This window comes from Allobosea sp. 05T433, from assembly GCF_056396065.1.
This window is the reverse complement of sequence record NZ_JBFTKS010000007.1, coordinates 324,533-351,294: the sequence shown is the minus strand read 5'-3', so window position 1 is coordinate 351,294 and position 26,762 is coordinate 324,533. Positions and strand designations below refer to the sequence as shown.

At 64.6% G+C, this 26,762-nt stretch carries 21 protein-coding genes and 1 pseudogene; 13 read left to right on the top strand and 9 right to left on the bottom strand.

Annotated elements, in window-relative coordinates; genetic code table 11:
• A pseudogene (locus AC1DGP_RS13010) lies at window positions 1–222 on the bottom strand (transporter substrate-binding domain-containing protein); the annotation flags it as partial.
• 210 nt (window positions 223–432) lie between these two features.
• On the opposite strand from AC1DGP_RS13010, the gene AC1DGP_RS13005 reads away from it, so the two are divergent.
• From AC1DGP_RS13005 to AC1DGP_RS12995, 3 genes are all read left to right on the top strand, one after another.
• Window positions 433–1,125 carry a GntR family transcriptional regulator gene (locus AC1DGP_RS13005; RefSeq protein WP_476832202.1) on the top strand — a complete coding sequence of 231 codons (693 nt, stop codon included), beginning with the start codon at window positions 433–435 and terminating at the stop codon, window positions 1,123–1,125.
• Between the two features lie 177 nt (window positions 1,126–1,302).
• Entirely contained in the window at window positions 1,303–2,679 is a 1,377-nt protein-coding gene (locus tag AC1DGP_RS13000) for a M20/M25/M40 family metallo-hydrolase (RefSeq protein ID WP_476776340.1), read from the top strand.
• Window positions 2,680–2,855: 176 nt separating this feature from the next.
• Window positions 2,856–4,271: an FAD-binding oxidoreductase gene (locus AC1DGP_RS12995; RefSeq protein ID WP_441505817.1), complete on the top strand. Its 1,416-nt coding sequence runs from the start codon at window positions 2,856–2,858 to the stop codon at window positions 4,269–4,271.
• 132 nt (window positions 4,272–4,403) lie between these two features.
• Here the strand turns inward: AC1DGP_RS12995 and ampC are convergent, their stop codons facing one another.
• A complete protein-coding gene (gene ampC / locus AC1DGP_RS12990; protein WP_476832201.1) occupies window positions 4,404–5,579 on the bottom strand; it encodes a class C beta-lactamase in 1,176 nt (391 codons plus the stop codon).
• A gap of 96 nt (window positions 5,580–5,675) precedes the next feature.
• Between ampC and AC1DGP_RS12985 the strand changes: the two genes are divergently transcribed.
• The 8 genes from AC1DGP_RS12985 (at window position 5,676) to AC1DGP_RS12950 (ending at window position 15,321) form a co-directional block, all read left to right on the top strand.
• The gene (locus AC1DGP_RS12985; RefSeq protein ID WP_441489906.1) at window positions 5,676–6,563 is read left to right on the top strand and encodes a LysR family transcriptional regulator; all 888 of its coding nucleotides are present in this window, start codon (window positions 5,676–5,678) and stop codon (window positions 6,561–6,563) included.
• 525 nt (window positions 6,564–7,088) lie between these two features.
• Window positions 7,089–9,932, top strand: a complete 2,844-nt coding sequence (locus AC1DGP_RS12980; protein WP_476832200.1) for an autotransporter domain-containing protein — start codon at window positions 7,089–7,091, stop codon at window positions 9,930–9,932.
• A gap of 89 nt (window positions 9,933–10,021) precedes the next feature.
• A complete protein-coding gene (locus tag AC1DGP_RS12975) occupies window positions 10,022–11,002 on the top strand; it encodes a Gfo/Idh/MocA family protein (RefSeq protein ID WP_441505819.1) in 981 nt (326 codons plus the stop codon).
• Between the two features lie 154 nt (window positions 11,003–11,156).
• A complete protein-coding gene (locus tag AC1DGP_RS12970) occupies window positions 11,157–12,368 on the top strand; it encodes a GGDEF domain-containing protein (RefSeq protein ID WP_441505820.1) in 1,212 nt (403 codons plus the stop codon).
• An 83-nt stretch (window positions 12,369–12,451) separates the two neighbouring features.
• Window positions 12,452–12,751, top strand: coding sequence for a hypothetical protein (locus AC1DGP_RS12965; protein WP_441489902.1), 300 nt, complete (start codon window positions 12,452–12,454; stop codon window positions 12,749–12,751).
• An 80-nt stretch (window positions 12,752–12,831) separates the two neighbouring features.
• Entirely contained in the window at window positions 12,832–13,347 is a 516-nt protein-coding gene (locus AC1DGP_RS12960; protein ID WP_441489901.1) for an ImmA/IrrE family metallo-endopeptidase, read from the top strand.
• A gap of 68 nt (window positions 13,348–13,415) precedes the next feature.
• A complete protein-coding gene (locus tag AC1DGP_RS12955) occupies window positions 13,416–13,691 on the top strand; it encodes a YARHG domain-containing protein (protein ID WP_441489900.1) in 276 nt (91 codons plus the stop codon).
• Between the two features lie 115 nt (window positions 13,692–13,806).
• Window positions 13,807–15,321: a helicase HerA domain-containing protein gene (locus tag AC1DGP_RS12950; protein WP_069880451.1), complete on the top strand. Its 1,515-nt coding sequence runs from the start codon at window positions 13,807–13,809 to the stop codon at window positions 15,319–15,321.
• 8 nt (window positions 15,322–15,329) lie between these two features.
• Here the strand turns inward: AC1DGP_RS12950 and AC1DGP_RS12945 are convergent, their stop codons facing one another.
• A complete protein-coding gene (locus tag AC1DGP_RS12945; RefSeq protein ID WP_476832199.1) occupies window positions 15,330–15,896 on the bottom strand; it encodes a TIGR00645 family protein in 567 nt (188 codons plus the stop codon).
• 272 nt (window positions 15,897–16,168) lie between these two features.
• Between AC1DGP_RS12945 and AC1DGP_RS12940 the strand changes: the two genes are divergently transcribed.
• Window positions 16,169–16,618 (top strand): BA14K family protein, encoded by a 450-nt coding sequence (locus AC1DGP_RS12940; protein ID WP_441505821.1) that lies wholly within the window; start codon window positions 16,169–16,171, stop codon window positions 16,616–16,618.
• Between the two features lie 188 nt (window positions 16,619–16,806).
• Window positions 16,807–17,592 (top strand): exodeoxyribonuclease III, encoded by a 786-nt coding sequence (xth, locus tag AC1DGP_RS12935; RefSeq protein WP_441505822.1) that lies wholly within the window; start codon window positions 16,807–16,809, stop codon window positions 17,590–17,592.
• 64 nt (window positions 17,593–17,656) lie between these two features.
• On the opposite strand, the gene AC1DGP_RS12930 is transcribed toward xth, so the two are convergent.
• From AC1DGP_RS12930 to AC1DGP_RS12905, 6 genes are all read right to left on the bottom strand, one after another.
• A complete protein-coding gene (locus tag AC1DGP_RS12930) occupies window positions 17,657–18,097 on the bottom strand; it encodes a hypothetical protein (RefSeq protein WP_441505823.1) in 441 nt (146 codons plus the stop codon).
• 392 nt (window positions 18,098–18,489) lie between these two features.
• A complete protein-coding gene (locus tag AC1DGP_RS12925; RefSeq protein WP_441505824.1) occupies window positions 18,490–19,443 on the bottom strand; it encodes a tetratricopeptide repeat protein in 954 nt (317 codons plus the stop codon).
• Window positions 19,430–21,160, bottom strand: a complete 1,731-nt coding sequence (ilvD, locus tag AC1DGP_RS12920; RefSeq protein ID WP_441505825.1) for a dihydroxy-acid dehydratase — start codon at window positions 21,158–21,160, stop codon at window positions 19,430–19,432. The genes AC1DGP_RS12925 and ilvD overlap by 14 nt, the downstream gene beginning before the upstream one ends.
• A 278-nt stretch (window positions 21,161–21,438) precedes the next feature.
• Window positions 21,439–22,020, bottom strand: coding sequence for a YqaA family protein (locus AC1DGP_RS12915; RefSeq protein WP_441505826.1), 582 nt, complete (start codon window positions 22,018–22,020; stop codon window positions 21,439–21,441).
• 160 nt (window positions 22,021–22,180) lie between these two features.
• Window positions 22,181–23,809, bottom strand: a complete 1,629-nt coding sequence (locus AC1DGP_RS12910; protein ID WP_441505827.1) for an alkaline phosphatase D family protein — start codon at window positions 23,807–23,809, stop codon at window positions 22,181–22,183.
• Between the two features lie 71 nt (window positions 23,810–23,880).
• Window positions 23,881–26,700 (bottom strand): valine--tRNA ligase, encoded by a 2,820-nt coding sequence (locus AC1DGP_RS12905; protein WP_441505828.1) that lies wholly within the window; start codon window positions 26,698–26,700, stop codon window positions 23,881–23,883.
• Window positions 26,701–26,762 lie beyond the last annotated feature (62 nt).

Sequence of the window (26,762 nt, the reverse complement as noted above, 5' to 3'; positions counted from 1 at the left end):
GAAGAGCGCCGCGATATCGGCATCCAGCCCATCCTGCTTGCCGGCGCTGGTGACGAAGCCCCAGGGCGGATTGTCGCCCTGGATGCCCACGACCAGCTTGCCCTTCGCCTTGATCTCCGCCGGCGTCACCGCCAGCGCAGGCCGCAGCAACAGGCTCGGCGCCGCAAGCCCGACCGCGCCGGCCAACAGAGCCTGACGGCGGTTCAATTTCGACTTGATCATTCTCGTTCCTCCCCGGGATGGCCGTTACGGCTCTGCCGCCATTGGGCGCCTCTCGGGCGACCTTGCGAGCACATTACATCTAGCGAAGCCGTCATCAACCGATAATATCATAATCATCCGATGATATTGATTTCAGCCGTCACTCATTGGTTCTGGCGCGGAGGCTGCACGCGTCGTAGGACGGCCCTCTCGAAAAGGTGCGCGCAGGGCATGGCGKACATCGTGACGGATTTTGCAGGCGACGACATCGCGCCGATCTCGACCGGCGAACAAGCCTATGAGCGCATCCGCACGGACATCGTCTTCGGGCGTCTTCGCCCCGGCCAACGCCTGCCATTGGAAAAATTGCGGACAGCGTATGGCGTCGGGATCGGCACCCTGCGCGAAATCTTCAGCCGCCTCACTCCGGAAGGATTGATCACGGCAGAGGGACAGCGCGGTTTCCAGGTTGCGCCGTGCTCGGCCGAGGATCTGAAGGAGATCGCGGCGCTTCGGCTGCTCATCGAGAGGAGCGCCCTGGCGCAGTCATTCCAGTCCGGCGACATGGAATGGGAAGGCCGCGTCGTTGCCGCCCATCACAAGCTGGCGCGGATGGAAGCGAGCCTGCTCGCGGGCGACCGCACGCAAGCGGAGCAGTGGAAGCGCTACGACTGGGAATTTCACCAGGCCCTGGTCTCGGCCTGCGGCTCCAAGGCCCTGCTGAATGTCCATTCCGGCGTCTATGACCGTTACCTTCGGTACCAGATGGTCTTCGTGATCTTCCGCGGCGCGATTGCAGCCGAAGAGCACAAGGCGCTGCTCGGCTGTGCACTGAGGCGGGACGCTGTGGAGGCTCAGGCTATTCTGGAGCAGCACATCCAGGGCTGCCTCGACTTCGCCTTTCACAATCAACTGATCACCTGATCCAGCAGACGCCATCGGCCCGGCCGTCGCAAGGCCGTTGGCGACAGCAGCGACGGACCGGCATCCAGCGTCCGGAGATGGCGCGCATTCATGTCGCGCATGGACGGGTTTGCCGCGGCCATCGTAACCAGAACGGGTGCGACTTTGGCTCTCCTAATTCTGGCAGGTGCAAGACTTATGGCTTCCTCCGACACCTTGGCCGCGGTTTTCGATCATATCGAGGCGAACCGCGCCCCTTTCCTTGATCGTCTGATCGATTATCTGCGCCACCCGAGCATCAGTGCCGAGAATATCGGCATCGCTGAAGTCGGAGAACTGCTGGTCAAGATGCTGACCGATATCGGGCTCGAGACCGAACTGGTGCCCACCGAAGGGCACCCCATGGTCATCGGGCGTTGGGAAAAGGCGCCGGGCAAGCCCACAGTGCTGCTCTACGGCCACTATGACGTGCAGCCGCCCGATCCGCTCGACAAATGGCTCTCGCCGCCCTTCGAGCCGACGATCCGCGACGGCCGGCTCTATGCGCGCGGGGTCGGCGACAACAAGGGCCAGCATTTCGCACAGATGATGGCGATCGAATCGCATCTTAAGGTGCATGGCACGCTTCCCTGCAATGTCATCCTCCTGCTGGAAGGCGAGGAAGAGATCGGCAGCCCGCACATCGCCGACTTCGTGCGGGCCAACAAGGACAAGCTGAGGGCCGATCTCGCCGTCACGGCCGATGGTCCGCGCCATGCCAGCGGTGCGGCCGCGATCAAGTTCGGCTCACGCGGCGTGATCTCCTTCGATCTGCGCTGTCGTCACGCCAATCGGGACGTGCATTCCGGCAATTTCGGTGGCGTGGTGCCAAATCCGATCTGGACGCTCGTACACCTGCTCGGCACCATGAAGAATGCTGCGGGCGAGATCACCATCGCGGGCCTCCACGACGATATCGAGCCGCCGACACCAGAGGAACTCGCGGCTATCGAGCGCCTCCCCCGCGCCGCCGAGGCGGTGAAGCAGAGCCTGGGGCTTGATCGCCTGGACGCACCTGCCGACCGCCCCTTCTACGAGCGCCTCTGCTTTCGTCCGACACTGACCATCAACGGCTTCCACGGCGGCTATGGCGGGCCCGGCACCAAGACCGTGCTGCCGAACGAAGCTTTCGTGAAATGCGATATCCGCCTGGTCGAGGCGCAGGACCCGGAGGACATTCTGCGCAAGGTCGCGGACCATGTGGCCAAGCATGCCCCAGAGGTCGAGTTCATCGCTCAGGACAGGGGGATGCAGCCCTCGAAGACTCCCATCGCCTCGCCCTTTACGACGCCGTTGCGCCAGGCCTTTGTCAAGGCCCAGGGCGAAGAGCCACTGCTGATCCCCGCGGGGTTCGGCAGCCTGCCAGGCTATGTCTTCACCAAGATCCTCGGCATTCCCGCCTTCGTCACCCCTTACGCGAACCCCGACGAAGCGAACCATGCGCCAAATGAGAACCTGACTCTCGACTGCTTCTACAGCGGGCTTCGCACCGGCGCGGCGCTCCTGCACGAACTCGGTCAGTCGCCGGCACGCTGAACACCTGAGCCGGGCGAGCTGTAGCCCGCCCGGCCTTCACCGCAATCCACGATGACCACGGCTGGCCTCAGACGAAGATCGACTAGGCTCGGCGGACATGATTGAACCGCCGCCTGCTTCATGCGGGCTGCGGTTCAACCCTCACGTTCACGCTCGCGGCTTTCCAGGAGAACGCAATGTCCACGCCCCCCCTGAACGAGCTCGAGCAGATCGTTGGAGCCGACCATGTCCTGACCGACGCTGACGCCATCGCGCCGTTCTGCGAGGACTGGCGCGGCCGGCGACACGGACTTGCCCGCGCTGTGGTCCGGCCAGCCGACGTCCGGCAGGTCGCAGAGATCGCAGCTTGGAGCCAGCGCCACCGCGTTCCGCTGGTCCCGCAGGGCGGGAATACCGGCCTCGTCTTCGGGGGGATTCCCGATGACAGCGGCCAAGCGGTTGTCGTCCAGCTTGGCCGCATGAACCGCATCCGCGAGATCGACACCGTCAACGCCGTTGCCATCGTGGAGTCCGGCGTAGTTCTGCAGACTTTGCAGCAGCGCGCACGCGATGCCGGCCTGTTCTTTCCCGTCAGCCTCGCCGCCGAAGGCAGTTGCCAGATCGGTGGCACGATCGCCACCAATGCCGGCGGAACGGCGGTTTTGCGCTACGGCAACATGCGCGACCAGGTGCTCGGGCTGGAGGTCGTGCTGCCCGACGGCCGGGTGTGGAACGGCCTGCGCGCGTTGCGCAAGGACAACACCGGTTACGACCTGAAGCATCTCTTCATCGGTTCGGAAGGAACTCTCGGCATCGTCACCGCCGCCGTGCTGAAACTGCACGCTGCACCGCAGGCGCGCGCGACCGCCCTGGCCAGCGTCCGGGATTTCGCAGCGGCTTTGCGCCTGTTCCAGCTAGCCCGCTCGCGCGCTGCCGACGTCCTCTCTGGCTGCGAGTGCTTTACCGAGGACTGCCGCGCCCTGGTCGAAACCCATGCTCCGCATGTCACCCAACCGGCACTACGCGGCGGCGTCTATGTGCTGCTGCAACTCGATGCGGCGACGCCGGAAATTCCGCTCGAAGCGATCCTGGAGAGTGTTCTCTCCGAAGGCTTCGAGCAGGAGATCGTCGAAGACGCCGTCATCGCCCGTTCCCTGGCACAGGCCGAGCAGCTTTGGGCACTCCGCGAGAACATCACGGAAGCACAGAAGCGCGCAGGCCCCAGCTTCAGCCATGATGTCTCCACCCCGATCAGCGCCATCCCGGCTTTCGTCGATCGCTGCCTGACGGCGCTGAATGCGATCGACGCGCGCCTGCGCCCGATCGTTTTCGGCCATATCGGCGACGGCAATCTGCATTTCAATCTGTTGGCACCGGCCGGTGCCGACGCCACCGAGCGCCACGCACTGCATAAGCAGGTCGAGACGGCGCTCTATGATCTCGTCGAGGCTTTCGACGGCAGCATCAGCGCCGAGCACGGCCTGGGCGAGCTCAAGCGCGACCTCATCGAAATCTATAAGCCGCCATTCGACCTGGAGCTGATGCGAGGCGTCAAGCGCCAGTTCGACCCTGCGAACCTGATGAATCCGGGCAAGGCGGTGCGGCTGGTCTGACGCGGCCGCTCGATTTCGGGTCCGCGCGTCGCGGCATCACGGCACAATCGGAGCGGTAGCAGCAGGACGCGCGGCCCCTGCAAGGCAGCCTGCTCCGTTTGTCCTTCGTCAGGCGAATGCAACCAGCCAGACTTACTCGGCAAGCCGCGACAACACCTGATGCGCGGCCTTCACCCGCGCATCATTGGGGTAGTTCTTGTTCGCGAGCATGACGATCCCGATCTTCTTTGCCGGGACATAGGCGACGTAGCCGCCAAAGCCATTGGTCGACCCGGTCTTGTTGAGGATCACGTCGCTCMGCGGCGCCATCGGCGGCTCGATCGCAACCGCGGGGACGCCGTTCAGGATCATCTTGGCCGAGTTGCCGGCGACGAGTTTATCCAGCTCGACCGGATAGGGGTATTGCTCCCAGATCAGATCCTGGATGAGCTCGCTCGCGCGGAAATACCCGGTATGGGTCGCCCGCGCAGCGACGGCCGCCTTCCCCGGCACGGTGCCGATGCCCATGTTCACCTCCAGGAAGCGGATCATGTCGACGGCATTTGATTTGACCCCATAGGCTTCGGTCGCGAGGAGGCCCGGGGAGACCCGCATCGGCTTGTCCTCCCGGTTGTAGCCCCACGCGTAACTCTTCATTTCCGCCGCGGGGACGTTGATATAGGTCCGGCGCAGCCCGAGATCCGGGAACAATCGCCGCTCCATCAACGTCTCGAAGCTTGCTCCCATCGCCTTCGCGGTGACGACGCCGAGAAGACCAATGCTCGGGTTGGCGTAATTTCGGTATGTGCCGGGAGTGAAGCGCGGCTTCCAGGCGCGATAATAGGCCATGAGCTGCTTCTGATCCTTGACGTCGTCAGGGACCTGAAGCGGAAAGCCGCCAGCCGTATGCGTGCCGAGATCCAGCAATCGCACATCGTCCAGGGCACTGCCCTTCAACTCGGGCATGTGTTGGCTGACACTGTCGTTCAGCGACAACTTGCCCTCGATCTCGGCATAGGTCGCGAGCGTCGCCGTAAAGGTCTTGCTGATCGACCCCAGCTCGAAGAGCGTGTCCCGCGTAACAGGAACCCTGGGTTCCTTCGAGGCCAGGCCGTACTCGATGAAGTAGCGCTTTCCATCGATCGTCACGGCAACAGCCAGGCCGGGGATCCCGTGCTGCTCGATCACCGGCTTCACCGCTTCGTCGACGGCCTGGCGCACGCGGGCGTCCTGATCGGGGCCTGCGCCGTGGGCGCTGGACAGACTGCCCAGCGTGCCGGCGAGAACGCTGGCTGCCAGACCGGCGTAGAGTCGTTTGGACAAGGGCATCTCCTTCCAATTCGGAATGGGCGCCGTTTATGACCCCTTCGAACTCCCGGCAAACGATGATAAGTCGGATCAGCCATAAGTTAAATTTGGGCATCGATGGTTCGACCTTTTCTGCCACTCAACGCGTTGCGGGCGTTCGAAGCATCGGCCAGGCATCTCAGCTTCACGCGGGCCGGCATCGAACTCGCGGTGACGCAAGCCGCCGTGAGCCAGCAGGTTCGCTCTCTCGAGCAGAGATTGGGCGTTCAGTTGTTCCGCAGGCTCCCGCGCGGCCTCAGGATCACGGCAGAGGGCGAAGCCCTCCTTCCCGTCGTGAGCGATGCCTTCGATCGCCTGGCCACGACGCTCGACAGGGTTGGGTCGGGAAAGGTCCGCGAACTGCTCGTGGTCGGAGCGGTGGGCACCTTCGCGGTCGGCTGGCTGCTGCCCCGGCTCGAGGACTTCAGGCGCGCTCATCCGTTCGTCGAGCTGAGGCTCTCCACGAACAACAATCGGGTCGATCTGGCTGCCGAAGGATTGGACTTCTCCATTCGGTTCGGCAACGGCGCCTGGCACGGTCTCGATGCTACGGAGCTGTTCGAGGCGCCCCTGACGCCGCTCTGTACGCCCGAACTGGCCGCCGCCCTCCATGCGCCGCAGGATCTCGGCACGCTCACTCTGTTGCGCAGCTACCGCATGGACGAGTGGAGCCGCTGGTTTGCTGCCACTGGCGCGGACATGCCGCCCAACATTGCAGGCGCCATCGTCTTCGACTCGTCGCTCGCGATGATGGAGGCCGCCGAACAAGGGGTCGGAGTAGCCCTCGCCCCGGCTCTCATGTTCTCGCGCCAATTGCGCAACGGCTCGATCCGGCGACCGTTCCCGGCCTCGATCTCGCTTGGAAGCTATTGGCTGACCAAGCTCAAATCGCGGAAGCCGACGGCTGCCATGCTGGCCTTCGCCGACTGGATTGCGGCCCAGGAACCGGATTCTCGGAACGAGTAATTCGGCAATATGCGCCAGCAGCATTCGGCCGGCGGCCGAAGTGTCCAGGCGCCTGCATTGAAGTGCCGGCAGAGGTTCGGCGATCGCACATCGCTCTGGAACGCGATACGCGAATGGCGATCGGCCAGGCGAGCAGGACGGGCAGAGATGGCCAATTGCGGACCCCAGCCCCTGAGCTCACCGCAGGGCCTTCGTCCTTGGCTTCGAGGCCCAAAGCAATGCGAAAGGAGTGGAGCGCGAACCTGGCGCCCGCACTCAGTAGGGATGCCGGTCCTGCTTCTCATCCAGGCCTCATAGGCCTTGAGCCCGGTCTCGCGCTCGAAATTCTCGGTCACCGCGATGCAACGCGCAGACCAGGGTTTGGCAAAGTCCTCATACTGGAAGGCGTCGTCGAAGTGTCCGAACCAACTTGACCCCACCTTCACCATACGAAATCTGCCGTATTGACGGTGAGGAGATACGGCCGCAAAGCCTTGGACCGACGATCATCGACCGGACCACCCGATTCCTGCCTTTGAGGCCTGCGTGCCGTCCTTGCCTAAGAAAGCCGCCGCTGCCCTGTTGCTGACGACGGCGCTGGCGAGTGCTGCTTCAGCCCAGTCGGGCGGCCTCCTTACCGATCCCAGTATGTGGAGACCCCCCGAATACAAGGCTCAATGGGGACTCGATTATATCAATGCCGCAAACGCTTATGCGCGAGGCGTCGACGGCACGGGCATCCTGGTTGGCGTTGTGGACAGCGGAGTGTTCACCGGGCATTCCGAATTCGCAGGCCGCTTTGGGGGTGGCTACGACTATATCGCGAACACCGCTCTTGTGACCGACCCCGGAGGGCACGGCACGGGCGTCGCCTCAGTAATCGCTGCCAATCGCGACGGCATCGGCATGCATGGCGTGGCGCCAGGCGCTACGATCCTCAGCGCGCGCGTCTTTGATCAGGATGGAATTCCGGCGCCGTCTTCAGGCTTCGTTGCAGCCTACGATGGGCTCGTTGCCCGGGGGGTGCGCGTCATCAACAACAGCTGGGGCAGCTTCGATCCTGTCACGTCGGTGACGCAGAGCGAGCTTGCTCGATGGCAGGAGCTGCCGCCCTATCGTCGTGCAGTGGCATCTGGCGCCCTGTTGGTCTGGGGTACAGGGAATGACGAGCGGACCCAGCCGAGCATCGAAGCCGGCCTGCCCTATCATTTCCCGGAACTGGAGCGCGGCTGGCTGGCCGTGGTGGCCTACGGACCAGGCTACGAGCCGTTGTACACGAACCGCTGCGGCGTGGCCAAGAACTGGTGCCTGACGGCTCCCGGCGGCGGGGACTGGTGGGGCGAATTTCCAGACGATCCCATCGTCGTCGCCGACAAGAACGGCGGATACACCAAGGTCAACGGCACGTCGTTTGCAGCTCCCCATGTCTCAGGTGCAGCGGCCCTGGTCTGGCAGATGTTCCCGTTCTTCAGCGCCGATCAGGTGCGCCAGACCCTGCTCGGCACCGCCCGGGACATCGGCGCTCCCGGCGTCGACGACATATTCGGCTACGGCCTGCTCGATGTCGGCAAGGCAGTGCTCGGACCTGGCCGTTTCGATTGGGGCGATTTCGTCGTCGAGCAGCCCGGCGGCCTCGCCGTCTTCGGAAACGACATCGTCGGGACCGGCGGTCTCGTCAAACGCGGCGCGGGCGAACTCATGCTCACGGGCCACAGCTCCTATGCCGGTGCGACACGCGTCGACGGCGGCTTTCTCTCGATCATGGGCAGCATCGCCTCGCCGACCAGTATCGGTGCGGCCGGCACGCTCACTGGTTCCGGCCTGATCACGGGCTCAGTCACCAATGCCGGCACCCTCTGGGCCGGCGATAGCCGCGGCGCTGGCACGCTGACCATCAGCGGCAATTACGTGCAGCAGGCCGGTGGCATTCTGGTTCAGCAGGTCGGCCCAATCGGTGGGCGGAACCACCTTGCCGTCACCGGCACCGCCAGCCTTTCCGGCCTCGTCGCCATGGGAGGCCGGGCGCAACTCTTGCCGCGCTTCCAGACCATGCCGGTGCTCAGCGCCGGACAGGGCCTCATCGGCCGCTTCGACGGCATCGAGGGGCCGCCGGGCGATGGTTCGGCGCCCTTCATCCAGGCGAGCCTGCGTTACCAGCCGAACACGGCGCATCTCGATATCCGCACCTTGCCCTTCGATACGCCAGGCGTCTGCGCCTCGGCCAACCAATGCGCCGCCGGCGCCGCGCTCGAACGCGGCGTTGCCGGTGCGGATCAGGATCTACGCGACGTAGCGGGGTTGCTGCAGGCCGCCGGCACGCGGGATGGCGCGCGACAGGCCCTTGCCGGCCTCTCCGGCGAGGCGCATGCCAGCCTTGGTACTCTCGCCCTCGGCGGCTCTGCCCCCTTCAGTGCCATGATCTCGCAACGGCTCAGCGATCTGCGCTCCGGCCCGGCCGAACCCACCGCAACCGGCGCCGCAATGGCTTATGCATCGAGCGCCGCGGCGAGTCCCGCCGCAGCGCTGCTGAGGCGCCTGCCGTCCGGACCGGCAGCGGCCCAGAACAATGTCTGGGCGCGGGGTTATGGCATCATCGGGACGCTTGGTGGCAATGCCAATGCCGGCGGGGCCGAGTATCGCGGCGGCGGGATGATCGCCGGTTTTGACCGGCAGATCACTCCGGAAATTCTGGTCGGGCTCAGCGCTGGCTACTCCAGCACTGACGCCGAATTCCGCAACTTCTCCGGCAAGGGCGGCATCAAGGCCTATGAAGGCGCGCTCTATGGCGGCTACACACGCGGCCCGCTGCGCCTTGATGGTACCTTCGGTTATGCCCGCCTCGATTTCGAATCTGAGCGCAGCATCAGCTTCGGTGGGCTCTCTCGCCAGGCAAGGGCCGAATACGGTGGCGATCGCTTCACCGGCGCCCTCGAAGCCGGCTACGCCCTTGATCTCGGTTGGTCTAAGCTCGAGCCGCTGGCGGCACTGCGTTACAGCTATCTGCAGCAGGACGGATTCAGCGAGACCGGCGCTGGCAGCATTGGCCTGACGGCCGGCAAGCAATCCGCGGAAAGCCTCCTCGGCAGCCTGGGCCTGCGCCTGGCGAAGGAGTTCGATCTCGCCTCCAGCCGCGTCGCTGTCGAGCTTCGTGGCCGCTGGCAGCACGAGTTCCTCGACGATGCGATGGTGCTCGATACCGCCTTCATTGGGGCGCCTGCGGCCTCCTTCCCGGTCCAGGGCGCGAGAGTGGCGCGCGACAGCGCCATCCTCGGCCTGGGCCTGTCGGCACGCGCTGGCCGCTACGCCACACTGTTCGCCGACTATGATGTCCGGCTCAATGCCGACGCCACCACCCATGTATTCACCGCCGGGCTGCGCGCCACATGGTAGCGACGCGTGATTACGGCCGCTCGCGCGCTCGTGGCGCTGACGGAATCCTGCTATCGCGCTCCTCGGCTCAGAGCAGGGATTTTTAGGCGATGCAGAACGGCACTCTCTCGATCGGGATCATTGGCGCAGGCATCATGGGTGAGCGGCTGCTGCACGCCATTCTCGACCAGTCCCAGGAACTGGTGAAGGTCAGCGGCGTCTGGGATCCGGCGCCTTCGGCAATGGAGCGCATGGCCGCAACCTTCCCGCAGGTTCCGCGGCTGACTGACGCCGCAGCGGTCGTCGCCGCCAGCGACTGCGTCTATATTGCCTCGCCTCCAGCCTCCCACCTCACCCACGCGCGCGCCGCCATCAGCGCCGGCAAGAGTGTCTTTTGCGAGAAACCGCTGGCGGTCGATGTCGCCGATGCGCGCGCCTTTGTTGCGGAAGCCGGCGACAGAGGCGCGGTCAATTTCCCCTTCGCGTCCTCGCTCGCCGTAGCGACATTGATGGAGTGGATCGCACAGGGTGCGGTCGGCACTCTGTCCCGCGTCTCGATCGAAGTCGCCTTCGCGACCTGGCCGCGCCCCTGGCAGGCCGACGCCGCGGCCTGGCTGGACAGAACCCCGCAGGGCGGTTTCACCCGCGAGGTCGTGTCGCATTTCCTCTTCCTGAGCCGCAGGCTGGTTGGCCCCCTGCATGGGCTCACGGCGAGCGTGGCCTTCCCGGAGGCGGGCAAATCGGAGCGCCGGATTGAGGCCAGGTTGCTGGCCGGGGACATCCCCGTCGCGCTCAAGGGCAGTGTCGGGAGCACTGGGAAGGATGACCACAATATCTGGATGCTGGAAGGTGATAGGGGCGCGGTCCGGCTTTGCGACTGGTCGATCGCCGAACGCCGTCTGCCCGATGGCAGCTGGGAACGCGCTGCCGACGCATTGTCACAGGCGGATGCACGCCCCGTCGCACTCAGGCGCCAGCTCCAGGGTGTCATCCGCCTCACGCAGGGCGGGCCGCATCATCTCGCGACGCTGCCTGAGGCCCTGAACGTTCAGGAGATCGTCGAGGCCATCCTGGCCAGCGAGCATGGCTAGGAATGGCGTTAGGGCGCGGGCCGCGCGCCTTCCCTCGCATTCTCATCACCGGCGCAAGGCTTCCGAAACCGTCCCCGCGCACACCCGCAGCGATTGCGACGCAGTGCCCCTCTCCCCAACGGAGTGTTAGGCACTCCGCTCGCAGGCTTGTGCGGTGAGTGCTTTGGAACAGGTCATAGACGCCGCGGAAAACGCGCCCCCGGCGCCTGCGCGCGACAGTTCCTATGCAGGGCAGCGCGCGCGAGGCTTCAAGCGCCTGCGCTTCGTCTCGGGGCTGGAAGACGAATACCGCCGCTATATGCGCATCGAGCAGCGGATGAGCACGCTGGTCTGCGCGCTCACCGCGCTCGGAATCTGGCTCGTCTTCATCGCGCTCGACATCGCACGGATCGACCCGCTGACGGAATATCGGGCGCAGCGCTACGACGCCCTGGCCGCAGCCGCTCTGCGCTGGATCACGCTCGCCGTCCTGCTTTCCCTGATCTCGGTCCTCGTCGGCAAGCGTCTGCCCCGTGCCTATAACCGGCTGAGCTTCCTCGTTCTCGTGCTGATTGGAACGACGAGTGCAGTCAGCGCCAATGTCTTCAAGCTGCGCGGCCTCGCCCAGGCGGATCTGGCCGGCTTCGTCATCATCATGGCGGTGTTCCTGCCGGTCGGCCTGACCTTCCATCAAAGCGTCGCGGCAGCGATGCTGATCGCTGTCCTGAATGCTCTGCTCGGGTTCGTCATGCTCGATCCCGGCCATATCCATGAGCATATCCGGATCTCGATCCTGATGTTCTTTGCCGTCTTCGTCGGCGCGGTCGGCGCCTATCTGCGCGAATACACCCAGCGCGATCACTTCCTGCTGCGTCGGATGCTGCACAACCGCGCCATGTCCGACGCACTGACCGGTATCGGCAATCGGCGCTTCTTCGAGGAGCACGCCGCAACGGCCTTGCGCCAGGCCAGGCGCGAGCGCGCCGGTCTCGTCTTCGCCATTCTCGATGTCGATCACTTCAAGAAGTACAATGACCGCTACGGACACCAGGCCGGCGACCTGGCTCTGCGCAGCCTGGCCCGCGCGCTCGAAGCGAGATTGCGGCGGCCGATGGACATGGTTGGGCGCCTGGGAGGCGAGGAATTTGGCCTGATCCTCTATGGGGTCAGGCCTGATACGGCATGCGCCATGCTTGATAATCTCGTCCGCGCGGTCTCCTCGCTCGACATTCCCCATGACGCCTCGGACACTGCCCCTCACCTGACGGCCAGCGTCGGCGCGGCCCTCTTCGACGGCCTTGAAACACTGGAGCAAATCTACAGGCGGGCGGACGGTCTGCTTTACGTAAGCAAGGCGAAGGGCAGAGACCGGTTTACGCTTGGCTAGCGGCTGTGCAGGCGACGCGCTATGCTGGATCAGGCCCGGTTTGAACGCGTAGAACGCGCGGGCACTCCTGCGGAGGTTCCGCCATGATCAGCGCAGCCCTTCTCTCACTATCACTATCAACCGGTCTCTTCGTTCCCGTTTCCGATGGGCCGCCGCGCTTCGATGTCGTCAACACGTGCCGCGACGTCGGCCGTTCCAGCATGGGGGTCGGTCGTACCGCCCAGGCCTGCCAGGACGACGAGAACCAGGCGCGCGCGACGTTGGTACAACGCTGGTCGGCCTATCCAGCGCAGAGCCGCAACACCTGCGTCGAGAGCGCGCAACTCGGCGGCCCGCCCAGCTATGTCCAGGTCCTGACCTGCCTCGAGATGGCCCCGCGCTAGCTGCGCAAGCCTGATGATCCTGGATTGAGCATTGGCAAAGAGCGCGCTAGGCTGCTCCCGCTCCGTCACGGGAGGCTGTCATGAAGCCCGCATTCCTGACCGATGCCCAGATCGATGCCCGCGCCTTGAGCCATCGCCGCGAACTCGGCTTCCGCGACGAACAGGGCATTGATTTCATGATCCTGATGGCGCGGCTGAAGGCCCGCTACCCGAATTTTGCCTATGAACGTGTACCGGACGGCCAACTCGCCGACGCCGAGGCGCAATGGGATTCTGAGACCAAGCGCCTTCGGATCCCGGAACCCGTGTTTCTCGCGGCCCTGCGCGGCGAAAGCCGGGCGCTGATGACCATCGCCCATGAGGTCGGACATGCCCTGCTCGGCCATGAAGGCATCCTGCATCGCGCCCCTGCCGGCTCGCAGGCCGAGCGCCTCTCGGCCAAGGTCCGGGCGATGGAGTATCAGGCCCGGCGCTATGCCGCCGCCCTGCTGATCCCGAATATCGAAGCGATCCGCCATATGAGTGCGGGCGAAATGAGCGAACATTTCGGAGTCAGCATGAGCGCCGCCATGCTGCGCAAGAGCGAGTTGAAATAGCCCCGCTTGCCCGGGCTCGTCCGGCGGCCCAATCTTGCATCGAGCCGACTCGATTCAAGAAGTGAACCATGCCGCACAAGACATTGATGATCATGGCATTCCTGACTTTGACAGGAATGCCTGCGCCGGCTCTCGCGCAGCAAACCTGCGATGAGCTCTGGTATGCCCGCAACGAGATCTACAAGGCGCAGGGCTACTGCTTCCGCACCCAGCGCGGTATCGCGGCCTTTGGTAATGCCGGCTGCCAATACGACAATGCCGAGGAGCTGCCGCTGTCGAACACCCAGCGCCGCATGATCGCCGACATTCAGCGTGAAGAACGCGCGCGGCGCTGCCTGCGCTGATCTGCCGGGGCCGATAGTTGTGGAAGGCCGGCCGTATCCGGCCATCGGCCAGTTGCAGTGTGTTAGAAGCGCCGGTCCGGGAACAGGGCGGCAGACGGAGCAGCAAGACCAGAGCATGACGACGGGCATCGACATGGGCTTGACCCAGGGTGGACAACCCGCGCTGCTTGATCTCGCCGAATTGCTGGCGACGCGCCTGCTGGTCCAAGGCAATTCCGGCTCAGGAAAGTCGCATCTGCTGCGCCGGCTGCTGGAGCAAAGCGCACCGCTGGTCCAGCAAGCCGTGATTGATCCGGAGGGCGATTTCGTCTCGCTGGCCGGTCAGTTCGGCCATGTCGTGGTCGACGCCGCCTGCGGCGAGGCCGAATTGCAGCGTATCGCCATCCGCGTCCGCCAGCATCGTGTCTCGATCGTGCTCAACCTCGAGAATCTCGACGCCGACGAGCAGTTGCGCGCGACGGCCGCCTTTCTCGGCGGGCTGTTCGACGTCGATCGCAGCATGTGGTTCCCGATCCTGGTCGTCGTCGACGAGGCGCAGCTCTTCGCGCCCGTCATGGCCGGCGAAGCGTCGGACGAAGCGCGTCGCCTCTCCCTCGGCGCCATGACCAATCTGATGTGCCGCGGCCGCAAGCGCGGCCTCGCCGGGGTGATCGCGACTCAGCGTCTCGCCAAGCTTGCCAAGAACGTCGCGGCCGAGGCCTCGAACTTCCTGATGGGCCGCACCTTCCTCGATATCGACATGCAGCGCGCCTCCGACTTGCTCGGCATGGACCGGCGCCAGGCCGAGATGTTCCGCGACCTCGAGCGTGGCCAGTTCGTCGCATTGGGCCCGGCGCTGTCGAAACGCCCCTTGCCGCTCAGGATCGGCGCCGTGTCCTCGGTCGATCGCGGCAGTGCGCCCGGCCTGATGCCCCTGCCCGAACAGGCCCCGGAGGATGCGAGCAAGCTCATTTTCGAAGCGGGCGAGAACGAACCTCCCGTCACCTCCTGGGTCCCGCGTCCCACGCCGCGGCCGCGCCCGGCAGCCAATGAAGTGCTCCGCCAGATCGAGAGCTATCGCCCTGCCCCCGCCGTCGAGCCGGAGCCCGAGATTCCGATGGAACCGGAAGAGCGCGAGGCGATCATGACCGAGATCCTGCGCGATCTGATGGAGGACCCGGAAACGCGGAGCCGCCAGGTCGCCGTGGTCTATCAGGACTTTACGGTGCGCTGCCGCATGCGCCGCGTCGGTCAATCCTCGCTCAGCCTCGATGACTTCCGCCGGCGGCTTGCCGTAGCCCGCGCAGGCGCGAGTGAGGACATCACGGCGTCCCATGCCTGGCAGGTCTCGCTCGACGCCGCAGCCACCCTGCCGGACGACCTCCAGAGCCTGTTTCTCTACATTGCCCGCACCGCGATCGAGGGCGCTCCCGCCCCGACCGACGCCGAACTCGCCGAGGTCTATGGCAGCCATTCGCCGGGCCGCGCCCGCCGCGTTCTGGGTTATATCGAGGAGCGTGGGCTCCTCGTCTGCCATGTCGATTTTCGCGGCCAACGCACGCTGGCATTGCCGACGATCGGCGTCGAGACTGCGCCAGGCCAGGCGCAGCCGCGCAGCACCAAGGGGATGCCGCGCGGTCTCAGGGCCTGACCCGCGGCTCAGTGGCCCTTGCCGGCCGGCAGAGTGATCTTGTCGACCCAGGCGATCCCCATGGCCGAGAAGATGAAGACGACGTGGATCACCGTCTGCAGGATGACCCCGGTCTCGGTGTAATTCGTCACCCGCCCCGTATTGCCGATATTGCCGGCCTCGATGAAGGTCTTGAGCAGGTGGATAGACGAGATGCCGATGATCGCCATAGCGAGCTTGATCTTCAGGACGCTCGCATTGACATGGCTCAGCCATTCCGGCTGATCGGGGTGACCATGGAGCTTCAGGCGCGAAACGAATGTCTCGTAGCCGCCCACGATGACCATGATCAGCAGGTTGGAGATCATCACCACATCGATCAGCCCGAGGACGACCAGCATGATCTGCTGCTCGCCGAACTGCGTCGCATGTGTAACGAGGTGGACCAGTTCCTTCAGGAACAGGAAGACATAGACGCATTGCGCGACGATGAGGCCGAGATAGAGCGGCACCTGCAGCCAGCGCGAGCCGAAAATGATCATCGGCAACGGCTTCATCGCCTCGGCAGGGGGCAGCGTCGGGTTCTGGTGCAGCATAGAGTGGTTCCGGATGCGGGAAGGGATCGTGTTGCGAAGCAACATCATGCCGTCGCTAGATGGTGCGGAAGCGCCTGCGAGACAAGCGCCAATCCTGAGCCGAACTTTGCATCGAAATGCTGAAATGCGATGACGAAGCGCCGTAAGGATGAAATTTCACGGATCTTGACGGTCGGGGCTTTCACGCCGTCGCCTTGCACTATAAAATTGCCATGGATTGGAGGAACACTGGMGTTCCTCTCACGTTCGAGAGGAAAGGAGAAAGTTTCGTCATGATCAAGACCCTCGCCATCGCCACCGCGCTGCTAGGAGGCGTCGTTCTGACCGCCCCGGCGAGCGCCGCGCCGTTGAGCGCGACGACTGGCTCAGCAGCGGCTGTCGCCGAATCGGGCAAGGATCTGATTCAGAGCGTGCAGTACCGGAGATATTACGGCCCCGGCTACGGCTACCGCGGCGGCTATTATCGCGGCGGACGCGGTGCGGCCGTCGGTGCCGGCATTGCAGCGGGCGCCATCGGCGCACTGGCAGCTGGCGCATTGCTTGCGCCTGGTCCGGTCTACGCCGCTCCGGCCCCTGTCTACGGCGGCCCCGTCTATGGTGGCCCGGTTTATGCCTCCCCGGATGCCGATGCAGTCGCCTATTGCGCGCGCCGGTTCCGCAGCTACGACCCCGAGACCGGAACCTATATCGGCGCGGGCGGCGTGGTGCGCGCCTGTCCCTGAGCGCTGACGCGCATTCAGCGCCACGACATCGAGCCTCTCCATGGCGACATGGGGAGGTTTTTGATGGGGAGATGTGCTGTTTGGGCACGGATACTGACGCCATTTGGCATGACCGGCACCACTGCAGGGTTGTCAGCGGCCGATCTCTGACGCTTATTCAGCCCTCGACCTGACTCGGAGCCAGCCCGTTGCGCATTGCCACCTGGAACGTCAATTCGGTCCGCCAGCGGCTTGGCCATCTGCTCGATTTCCTCAGGGAATCCGAGCCCGACGCCCTATGCCTGCAGGAGCTGAAATGCGTCGACGGGGATTTCCCGCGGCGCGAAATCGAGGAGGCCGGCTGGCAGGTCGAGACCCATGGCCAGAAGACCTTCAACGGCGTCGCGATTCTCAGCCGCGCCAGGCTCGAGGATGTCCGCCGCGGCTTGCCGGGAGACGATGCCGACGAGCAGGCTCGCTATCTCGAGGGCGTGCTGGCCTATGCCGGTGGCGTAGTCCGTATCGCCTCGATCTACCTGCCGAACGGCAATCCGCCCAATACCGAGAAATATCCCTATAAGCTTGGCTGGATGCGCCGCCTGACCACCCATGCGCAAATGCTGCTTGCCCAGGAAGAGCCGCTGGTCCTGGCCGGCGATTACAACGTCATCCCCGAGCCACGCGATGCACGCGACCCCGCGGCCTGGGTCGATGACGCGCTGTTCCTCCCGCAGACCCGGGCCGCCTTCCGCGGGCTCGTTAATCTCGGTTTCACCGAAGCGCTGCGCTCGACCACGGATTCCGGCGGGCTTTACACCTTCTGGGATTATCAGGCTGGCGCCTGGCAGCGGAACAACGGCATCCGGATCGACCATCTGCTGCTTTCGCCGCACGCTGCAGACAGGCTTGCCGCTGTCTCGATCGCCAAACATGTCCGCGGCTGGGACAAGCCGTCGGATCATGTGCCGGTCATCGTGGAGTTGAAGGCAGCGTGATCAGCGCGTCCTTGCGCGGCTATTGCCCGGACCAAGCGTCGTCCGCGTCGCATGGAACGGCTTGTCAGTAGCAGACCAATACGCGGCGAGCGACGGCGTAACCCCACTGGTCGTAGTGCTGCTGCCACGCATAGTAGCAGCCGTCATTGTAATAGGTGTTGTAGTAATAGGGCGCCCCGACGCCGAATGCGAAGGCCGGGCCGACGAAGAACCGGTTATGGTTGAACCGCTGTTGGTGGAAGAAAACCGACCGACCGGCAAAGACTGGGCGGGCAAAACCGGGATGGGCGAAACCGCCCCCTCCGAAGCCAGCCATTCGGCCGCCGCCGCCGTGGAAGGCCATGTGGAAGCCTCCGCCACCGCCATGGAAGCCTCCGCCACCCTGGAAGCCGCCGCCGCCGCCGAACCGCGCCTCGGCTGGCGCCGACCATGCGATGACACCGACTGCCATGACCGCGGCGAAAGCAGCGGCAGTCGTCTTGGTGATGCTGAGCATTGAGGTCATGACGAATCTCCCATCAAGTGAGCCTCGCCTTGCGGTGAATCTCCGCCTTACCGCATGAACATACGATGAACATTGATCCGTGTTCAGGCCTCGGACAAGCCGGCGCCATCACATCTCGGTGTGCGCCCGTTTCGCCCGGCGCGGCCCGCTTCCGGAATTGTGCGGCCGCCGAAGAGCAGACGGCGCGCGCCAGAAAACCGGCGCGGTTCGCGGCAGCTCCGACTGGCGACATCCGGAGCCGGGGCGCGAGCAACGGTTTTCCCACGCAACGACAAGGCGAGGATGTATGCAGGGCTGAAGGAGAGAGCGATGCGGTGGGCACGGCAGGGCGTACTTGCCCGCCATGCGTTACGCCGCCGCGTGGGGCGGCCAGAGACGTCGGTGTACGGCTTTCAGCGTTCGCTGGAGCGGCCTGCAACCTGCTGGCGCTCAACCAGCGATAGCGCCGCGTTGCGGTCACTCACGGAAGCCGCAGCGAAGGCCGCGTCATAGCGCTCGAAGATCCAGGCTTCACGCGCCGGATCGGCAGCATCGCGTGCCAGAGCCAGCCACATCAGCCCTTGTGAGACCTGACGCGGAACGCCATCGCTGCCACGAACCAGCATGTCGCCAAAAACGGCACGCGCCGGCACATGCCCCTTCTCGGCTGCAAGCTTCATCCAGCGCGCTGCCTGCCGCTGGTCGCGGCCGGTGCCCTGCCCGTTCATGTAGAGCCGGGCAAGATTGTACTGCCCGTCGGGATCGCCGAAATAGGATGCGGCATAGTGGAACATATCGAAGGCCCGGTCGATATTGGGCTTCACATAGGAGCCCTTGATGCCGTCCGTGAAATAGCTGCCGAGCGCTACGAAGGCGCTGCCAACGATACGCCCGTCGGCCGTGCCGGGAATCGCATCGGCATTCTCGTCCGCAATCTTCGAGAAGTACTCGAAGGCCTTCAGATCATTGCTGGGAACGCCTTCGCCACCGGCATACATCCGGCCGAGCTTGTACTGGGCAGTGAGGTGGCCGTGAGCCGCGGCATATTCGAGCGCGCGCACGGCGCCGGCCTGATCACCAGCCGTCGAATCGCGCATCCAGGCCTTCAGCGCATCGCGCGCGCTGGCGAAGGGCGCCAACGGCAGCGCGGCATGCGCGGCGGGAGCGTTCGGCGCAGGCGCCAGCACGCGGCCATTGGGGAGGGCCTGCAGGCCCGCGGGAGGCGGCCCCTCGGGCTCCGGCAGCGGAGCGCCCGGAATCGAGCGCGGCGGGATCGGTGCCCGGCCCATGACATCCTGCGACCAGGCTGCCGACTGGCAGCCCAGGATCAGGAATGTTCCAGCTATGATGGTCTCAGATATCCGCATAGCAATGGGTTTCTGCCGCCCCTCCTGGGTGGGTCACGGCCCCGCCCTTGGCGGAGCCGACCGTTTGCGCGTATTTCCACAGCGCGCCCGAATTGTAGTCGGTCCTGCGCGGTTTCCAGGCCTTACGACGCTCCTCAAGTTCGGCATCAGAAAGGCGGCACGCGAGCTTTCCTGTGATGGCATCGAGCTCGATAATGTCACCATCGCGGATGAGGCCGATCGGCCCGCCAACGGCGGCTTCGGGGCCGACATGGCCGACGCAGAAACCGCGGGTCGCGCCGGAGAATCGCCCGTCCGTGATCAGCGCGACCTTGTCGCCCATGCCCTGGCCGTAGAGGGCCGCGGTCGTCGACAGCATCTCGCGCATGCCGGGGCCGCCCTTGGGGCCCTCGTAGCGGATGACCAGCACGTCGCCGACCTTGTACTCGCGATTGGTGACGGCCCTGAAGGCGTCCTCCTCGCAGTCGAAGCAGCGGGCCGGCCCGGTGAAGACCAGGCTCTCGGCCGGCATGCCCGCGATCTTCACGATCGCGCCCTCAGGGGCGAGATTGCCCTGCAAACCGACGACACCGCCATTGTCGGACAACGGCTTGTTGGCGGGGCGGATTACGTCCTGCTCATCGTTCCACTTCACCGAAGCGAGGTTTTCGGCAATCGTGCGGCCGGTCACGGTCATGCAGTCGCCATGCAGGTAGCCATGGTCGAGCAGGGTCTTCATCAACAGCGGAATGCCGCCGACTTCGAACATGTCCTTGGCGACATATTTCCCACCTGGCTTCAGGTCGGCGATGTAGGGGGTCTTCTTGAAGATCTCGGCGACGGCGAAGAGATCGAAATCGATGCCGCATTCATGTGCGATCGCCGGCAGGTGCAGCGCACCATTGGTCGAGCCGCCCGAGGCCGCCACGACCATGGCCGCATTCTCCAACGCCTTGCGGGTGACGATGTCGCGCGGGCGGATGTTCCTGGCGATCAGCTCCATCACCATCTCGCCGGCGGTGTAGCAGAAGGTGTCGCGCACATCGTAGGGCGCAGGCGCGCCACAGGAATAGGGCAGCGCAAGGCCGATAGCCTCGGCAACAGTCGCCATGGTGTTGGCGGTGAACTGGGCGCCGCAGGAGCCCGAGGACGGGCAGGCTGCCTCCTCCAGTTCCTTCAGGTCCTCGTCCGACATGGCGCCGACGGAGTGTTTGCCGACGGCCTCGAACACGTCCTGGACGGTGACCGGCTTGCCCTTGAAGGTGCCCGGCAGGATCGAGCCGCCATAGATGAAGATCGACGGCACGTTGAGGCGAACCATCGCCATCATCATGCCCGGAAGCGACTTGTCGCAACCGGCAAGGCCGACCAGCGCGTCATAGCAATGGCCACGCATGGTGAGCTCGACCGAGTCGGCGATGCATTCGCGCGAGGCCAGCGACGACTTCATGCCCTGGTGGCCCATGGCGATGCCGTCGGTCACCGTGATGGTGCAGAACTCGCGCGGCGTGCCCGCGGCCGAAGCAACGCCCTTCTTGACGGCCTGGGCCTGGCGCATCAGCGAAATATTGCAGGGAGCCGCCTCGTTCCAGCAGGACGCAACGCCGACGAAGGGCTGCGCGATCTGCTTCGAGGTCATCCCCATCGCATAGTAGTAGGAACGATGCGGAGCGCGCGCCGGCCCGACGCTGACATGCCGGCTGGGTAGCTTCGACTTATCGAAAACGCGCGCGTCCATTCTACCTGTCCTCGCTCCACCCTGCGCTTGCAGTGCGCGGCAGATGTGCCACGCAGCCCGCGCCAGGCGCAACGTTCAGTCTCTTTGCAGGCTCGGGAAGGACATAATCTTCCAACCGGACAAACCCGACTTTAAATCATCTAAATCTCAGTGACTTAACGTCCCTCTTTGCTGGGGGCGCTTTGTGGCGGCATCGCGGCATCTGATCCAGCTCAGGACAGCGCGCATGCGATGCCTCAGCGGTGTTGCCACGATGTCACAATTTGAGGAACCGCAGCTCAGAGAACCATGGGCAGGACGAAGAACCCGCCAACGACCACCACGAGCAGAAGCGTCACGCTGAGCGGCAGGTGCCTCTCGATGAAGATGCGGATGTTGTCGCCGTAGAAGCGTAGCGCGAGCGCGATCATGGCGAAGAAGGTGACGCGTGAGATCACCATGCCGATGGTGAACTTCCAGATGTCGAAATGCAGGAAGCCCGACATGATCGTGACGATCTTGAACGGGATCGGCGTCAGCCCCTTGGTGACGAGCACCCAGAACCAGAAATCCTGCGAACTCGAGATCAGATGGGCGGCCTTGTCCTGAAGCCCGTAGATGCTGATCAGCCAGACGCCGACGGATTCATACAGGAAGGCGCCGATCGCATAGCCGAGATAGCCCCCCGTGACGGCGCCGAGCGAGCAGATCCCGGCGTAGAACCAGGCCCGGTCCGGCCGCGCGATGCACATCGGCAGCAGCAGCGGAATCGGAGGCAACGGGCTGACCGAGCTCTCGACAAAAGTCAGGGCGAAGAGCAGCCACGGCGCGGCGGGGTGGGATGCGTAGGAAACGCACCAATCATAAGCTCGCTTGAGCATGCGTCGGTTCAGTGTCTCGTGCAGTGGATCGAACGGCGCATGGCAGACTTGCACCCCGCGCGCATCTAATCGTGTCCCCGGGAATTTGCCAGAGGTCTCTTAGTTCAAGGTCAATTTGGCGACCGATTCATGTCCTGATACGGGCAGCGCAGACAGCGGTTCATTTCGGCGACATCCCCGGTTTTCCGGCCTCGACGACGAAGCTGGCACGGGTCGAGATCGCGGCTCCGGCAGTGGTAACCCGGTCCAGCACGCGGTAATCGGCCTGCCAGCCGCCTTGTGAAAGGGTATGGCGCATGTAGCCGCGCTGATTGTTGAAGAACCCGATATGCGGGTTCTTTTGCAGGGCGACCTGTCCCGCCTTTGTCGTGTCGGCTCCGTCGCCGCCCGAGGTGATCGAGGTGGCGACGAACTCGACGCCAAGCGTCCTGGACTTGGGATCGTCGAAATTGGCCTTGAGCTCGCCCGCCCAGTTCTGGTGGATGTCTCCGGTGAGCACGACTGCGTTGGCCGTGCCAGCGCTCTCCAGCGTGTCGAACAGACGCTGGCGTGCCGCCACTGCACCGTCCCATTTATCCATGCTGTAGCCGACCTTCCTGGGGTCGGGATCGCGGTCGTGGCGCATCACCATGACCTGCTGAGCCAGCACGTTCCATCGCGCTCTCGAACTGCGCAGGCCCTCGGCAAGCCAGGCCTCCTGCTTTTCGCCAAGCATCGTGTTTTCAGGCTTCAGCGCGTCAGCGCAGGCTGCGTGCGAGCCATCTCCGCAAGGCTGGTCCGAGCGGAACTGGCGGGTGTCGAGCACATCGATCTGGGCCAGATCGCCATAGAGGAAGCGCCGATAGGCCTGGATCGAAGGACCGCTCGGGATCGACGCCCGGCGCAACGGCATATGCTCATACCAGGCCTGGAATCCGGCAGCGCGGCGCAGCGCGAAGATCTCCGGGGGAACATTCTGCTCGGAGACCAGGCCTGCAAAATTGTTGTCGACCTCATGATCGTCGAACGAGACCAGCCACGATGTCGAGGCATGGGCCAGTTGCAGGTCGGGATCGGATTTGTAGATCGCATAACGATGCCGGTAGTCGGCGAGCGAATAGATCTCGTCGGGATCTCCGGGCATGACGCGCGCGACAGCCAAGGGCCGCTCGTTCGGCCGCACCATGCGGTACTCGTAGATGTAGTCGCCGTAATGGTAGATGAAATCGAAGTGCTCATCCGCAACATGGCGAAAGGCGGTGAAATGGCCGTCCTCGTAGCGCTGGCAGCCGAGCACACCGAAATGGACCCGCTCAACCGACACATTCGCCGACGGGAAGGTACGGGCACGGCCCGTGATGGTGCGCTCGCCGCCGCACGTGAAGCGGTAGAAATAGTCGCGGTTCGGTTCCAGCCCGGAGACCTCGACATGGACGGCGTGGCCGAGCTCGGGCCGGGCCAGGGCCGAGCCGCGTTGCACGATCTGGCGCATATTCGCCTCGGCACCGATCTCGTAGGTGACCTCGACAGCCTTCATGGGCATGCCGCCATTGCGCGCAAGCGGCAGGGGCGCGAGCTTGGTCCAGATCACGAAGCCATCGGCAGACGGATCGCCCGAGGCGATGCCGAGCCCGAAAGGATAGGCAGCGAAGACCGGATTGGCCCAGACCCGCTGGTCGAGCACAGCGCCGCCGGTGAGCAACAGGCCCGAGGCCGCAAGCCCCTGCAGAAAACGCCGGCGCGAGGGCGTACCCGCTTCCGTCAGGAAGTCATCGACAAGGAACCGATCGAAGGCATTGCGGCGAAACATGGCAGGGCTCCAGCAAGCGCGTTTGGAACCCTACCAGTCTTTGCATAACGCGGGAGTGACGCGCTACCGGGCTATTGCATCCGCACCAGCGCTTCGCCGATCTTGACCTTCCGTGCCTCGGCCTGCGCCTTGCGCTCGCGGTTTTCCTCGACGACCTCTTCCGGCGCACGAGCGACGAAATCCGGATTGCCGAGCTTGCGCTCCACCGCGAGAATGTCCTGGTCGAGCTTGGCGAGCTCCTTCGTCAGGCGCGCCCGCTCCGCGTCGAGGTCGATGATGCCGGCGAGCGGCAGAGCCGCGACTTCGCCACGCACGATGATCTGGGCGGATTGCGGCGGGGCGATCTCGGCGAAGCCGATCGCGGAGACGCGCGCCAGCCGTTCGATCATCGGAGCCCAGGCTTCGATCGTCGCCTTGGTCGCAGCACTCGCCTTGACCAGTACCAGAGGCGCTTGCGCGCCGGCCGGCACATTGGTCTCGGAGCGGACCGAGCGGATATCGGAGATCAGATCGACGACGAAGCCGATCTCAGCCTCGGCCGCCTCGTTCGTGAGGCCGGCAAGCTCGGGCCAGCGCGTCAGGCAGACCAGCGCGGCATCACCCTTGGCAAGCTTGCGCTGAGCCCCCTCTCCCGCCTTCACGGCCCAGAGCTCCTCGGTGAGGAACGGCATGAAGGGGTGGAGAAGCTGGCAGATCAGGTCGATGACATGGGCAACGGTCGCCTGTGTCTCAGCCCGCTCCGCTGCGGCTGCACCGTCGCCCTGCAGAACGGGCTTCGCCAGCTCGAGATACCAGTCGCAGAACTCGTTCCAGACGAAGCGATAGGCGGCGCCTGCCGCTTCGTTGAACTTGAAACTGGCAATGCCGGCCGCGATCTCGTCGGCGGCCCGGGCCGCCTCGCTGAGGATCCAGCGATTGAGTTGCTGCGTGACCAGAGCGGGATCAAAACCCTCGACGCGCTGGCAGCCATTCATCTCGGCGAAGCGCGAGGCGTTCCAGATCTTCGTTGCGAAGTTGCGATAACCCTCGACACGCGAGGTCGCGAGCTTGATGTCGCGCCCCTGCGCCGCCATGGCAGCGAGCGTGAAGCGCAGGGCGTCGGCACCATACTTGTCGACGAGCGTCAGCGGATCGATGACGTTGCCCTTCGACTTCGACATCTTCGCGCCCTTCTCGTCGCGAACGATGGCGTGGATATAGACGTCCTTGAATGGCACCTCGTCCATGAAGTTGAGGCCCATCATCATCATCCGGGCGACCCAGAAGAAGATGATGTCGAAGGCGGTGACGAGCGTCGCCGTTGGGTAATAGCGCTTGAGCTCCGGCGTATCCTCCGGCCAGCCCAGCGTCGAGAACGGCCAGAGCGCCGACGAGAACCAGGTGTCGAGCACGTCCTCGTCGCGCGTCAGCGCAACCGGGCCGCCGTAATGGCCGACCGCCAGAGCCTGTGCAGCGGTCTCGGATTCGGCGACGAAGCACTCGCCATCCGGTCCGTACCAGGCCGGAATCTGGTGCCCCCACCACAACTGACGCGAGACGCACCAGGGCTCGATGTTCTCGAGCCAGTCGTTATAGGTCTTGGTCCAGCTATCGGGCGTGATCTTGGTGCGCCCATCCTTCACGGCCTTGAGCGCGCGTTCCGCCAGCGGCTTGACGTCGACATACCACTGATCGGTCAGCCAGGGTTCGATCACGACATCGGAGCGATCGCCATGCGGCACGGTATGCGCATGCGGTTCGATCTTCACCAGCAAGCCGCGCTCTGCCATCAGTGCAACGACGAGACGGCGGGCAGCGAAGCGGTCGAGGCCGTGCAGAGCCTGCACCGCCTGCTCGGGCTTGGCGCCGGCCAGGAAGTCCTCGTTCGCTTCGAGAAGCATGCGCGCTTCGCCGTCGAGGATGTTGATGACCGCAAGCTTGTGGCGCTTGCCGACCTCGAAATCGTTGAAGTCATGCGCCGGCGTGATCTTGACCGCGCCTGTGCCCTTCTCCGGGTCGGCATAGTCGTCGCCAAAAATCGGGATGACGCGCGCAACCAGCGGCAGGATCGCGTTCCGGCCGATCAGGCCCTTCAGCCGCTCGTTCTCGGGGTGCACCGCGACGCCGGTATCGCCCAGCATCGTTTCCGGCCGGGTCGTCGCAACCGTGATGAAGGTCGAAGCGTCGTCGAGGTCGTAGACCACGCCTTCGAGGGGGTAGTTGAAATAATAGAGATGCCCGCTCGGATCGCGGTTCAGCGCCTTGTCGAGCTTGGCGGAGTCGAATTCCTCCTCGCCGCCGCGCTGCCATTTATACGAGCCGGTCTTCTCGACCTGCAGGACCTCAAGATCGGAAATGGCGGTCTGGAATTTCGGATCCCAGTTCACCAGCCGCTTGGCGCGGTAGATCAGCCCCTGCTTGTGCAGGGAGACGAAGACCTTGAGCACGGCCGCGCTCAGCCCCTCGTCCATGGTGAAGCGCTCGCGCGACCAGTCGCAGGAGGCGCCGAGCCGCTTCAGCTGGTTGACGATGGTGCCGCCGGACTCCGCCTTCCAGCGCCAGACCTCCTCGAGGAAGGCCTCGCGGCCCATGGTCCTGCGGTTGGTCTTGTTCTCGGCGGCAAGCTTGCGCTCGACCACCATCTGGGTCGCGATGCCGGCATGGTCGGTGCCCGGCTGCCAGAGCACGTCCTTGCCGCGCATGCGCTCGAAGCGGCAGAGCACATCCTGCAGCGTGTTGTTGAGCGCATGGCCCATATGCAGGGAGCCAGTCACGTTCGGCGGCGGAATGACGATGCAATAGGGCTCAGCGCCCGGCTCGGCGCCACGCCCTGCCCGGAAGGCCTCGGCCTCTTCCCAGGCCTTGCTGATGCGCGCCTCGACGGTGGCGGGCTCGAATGTCTTGTCCATCATTGCTTCGCTCGAACGCAAAATGGCCGGGGAAAGCCCCGGCCGAAGGTCAGGCCAAAAGGTCG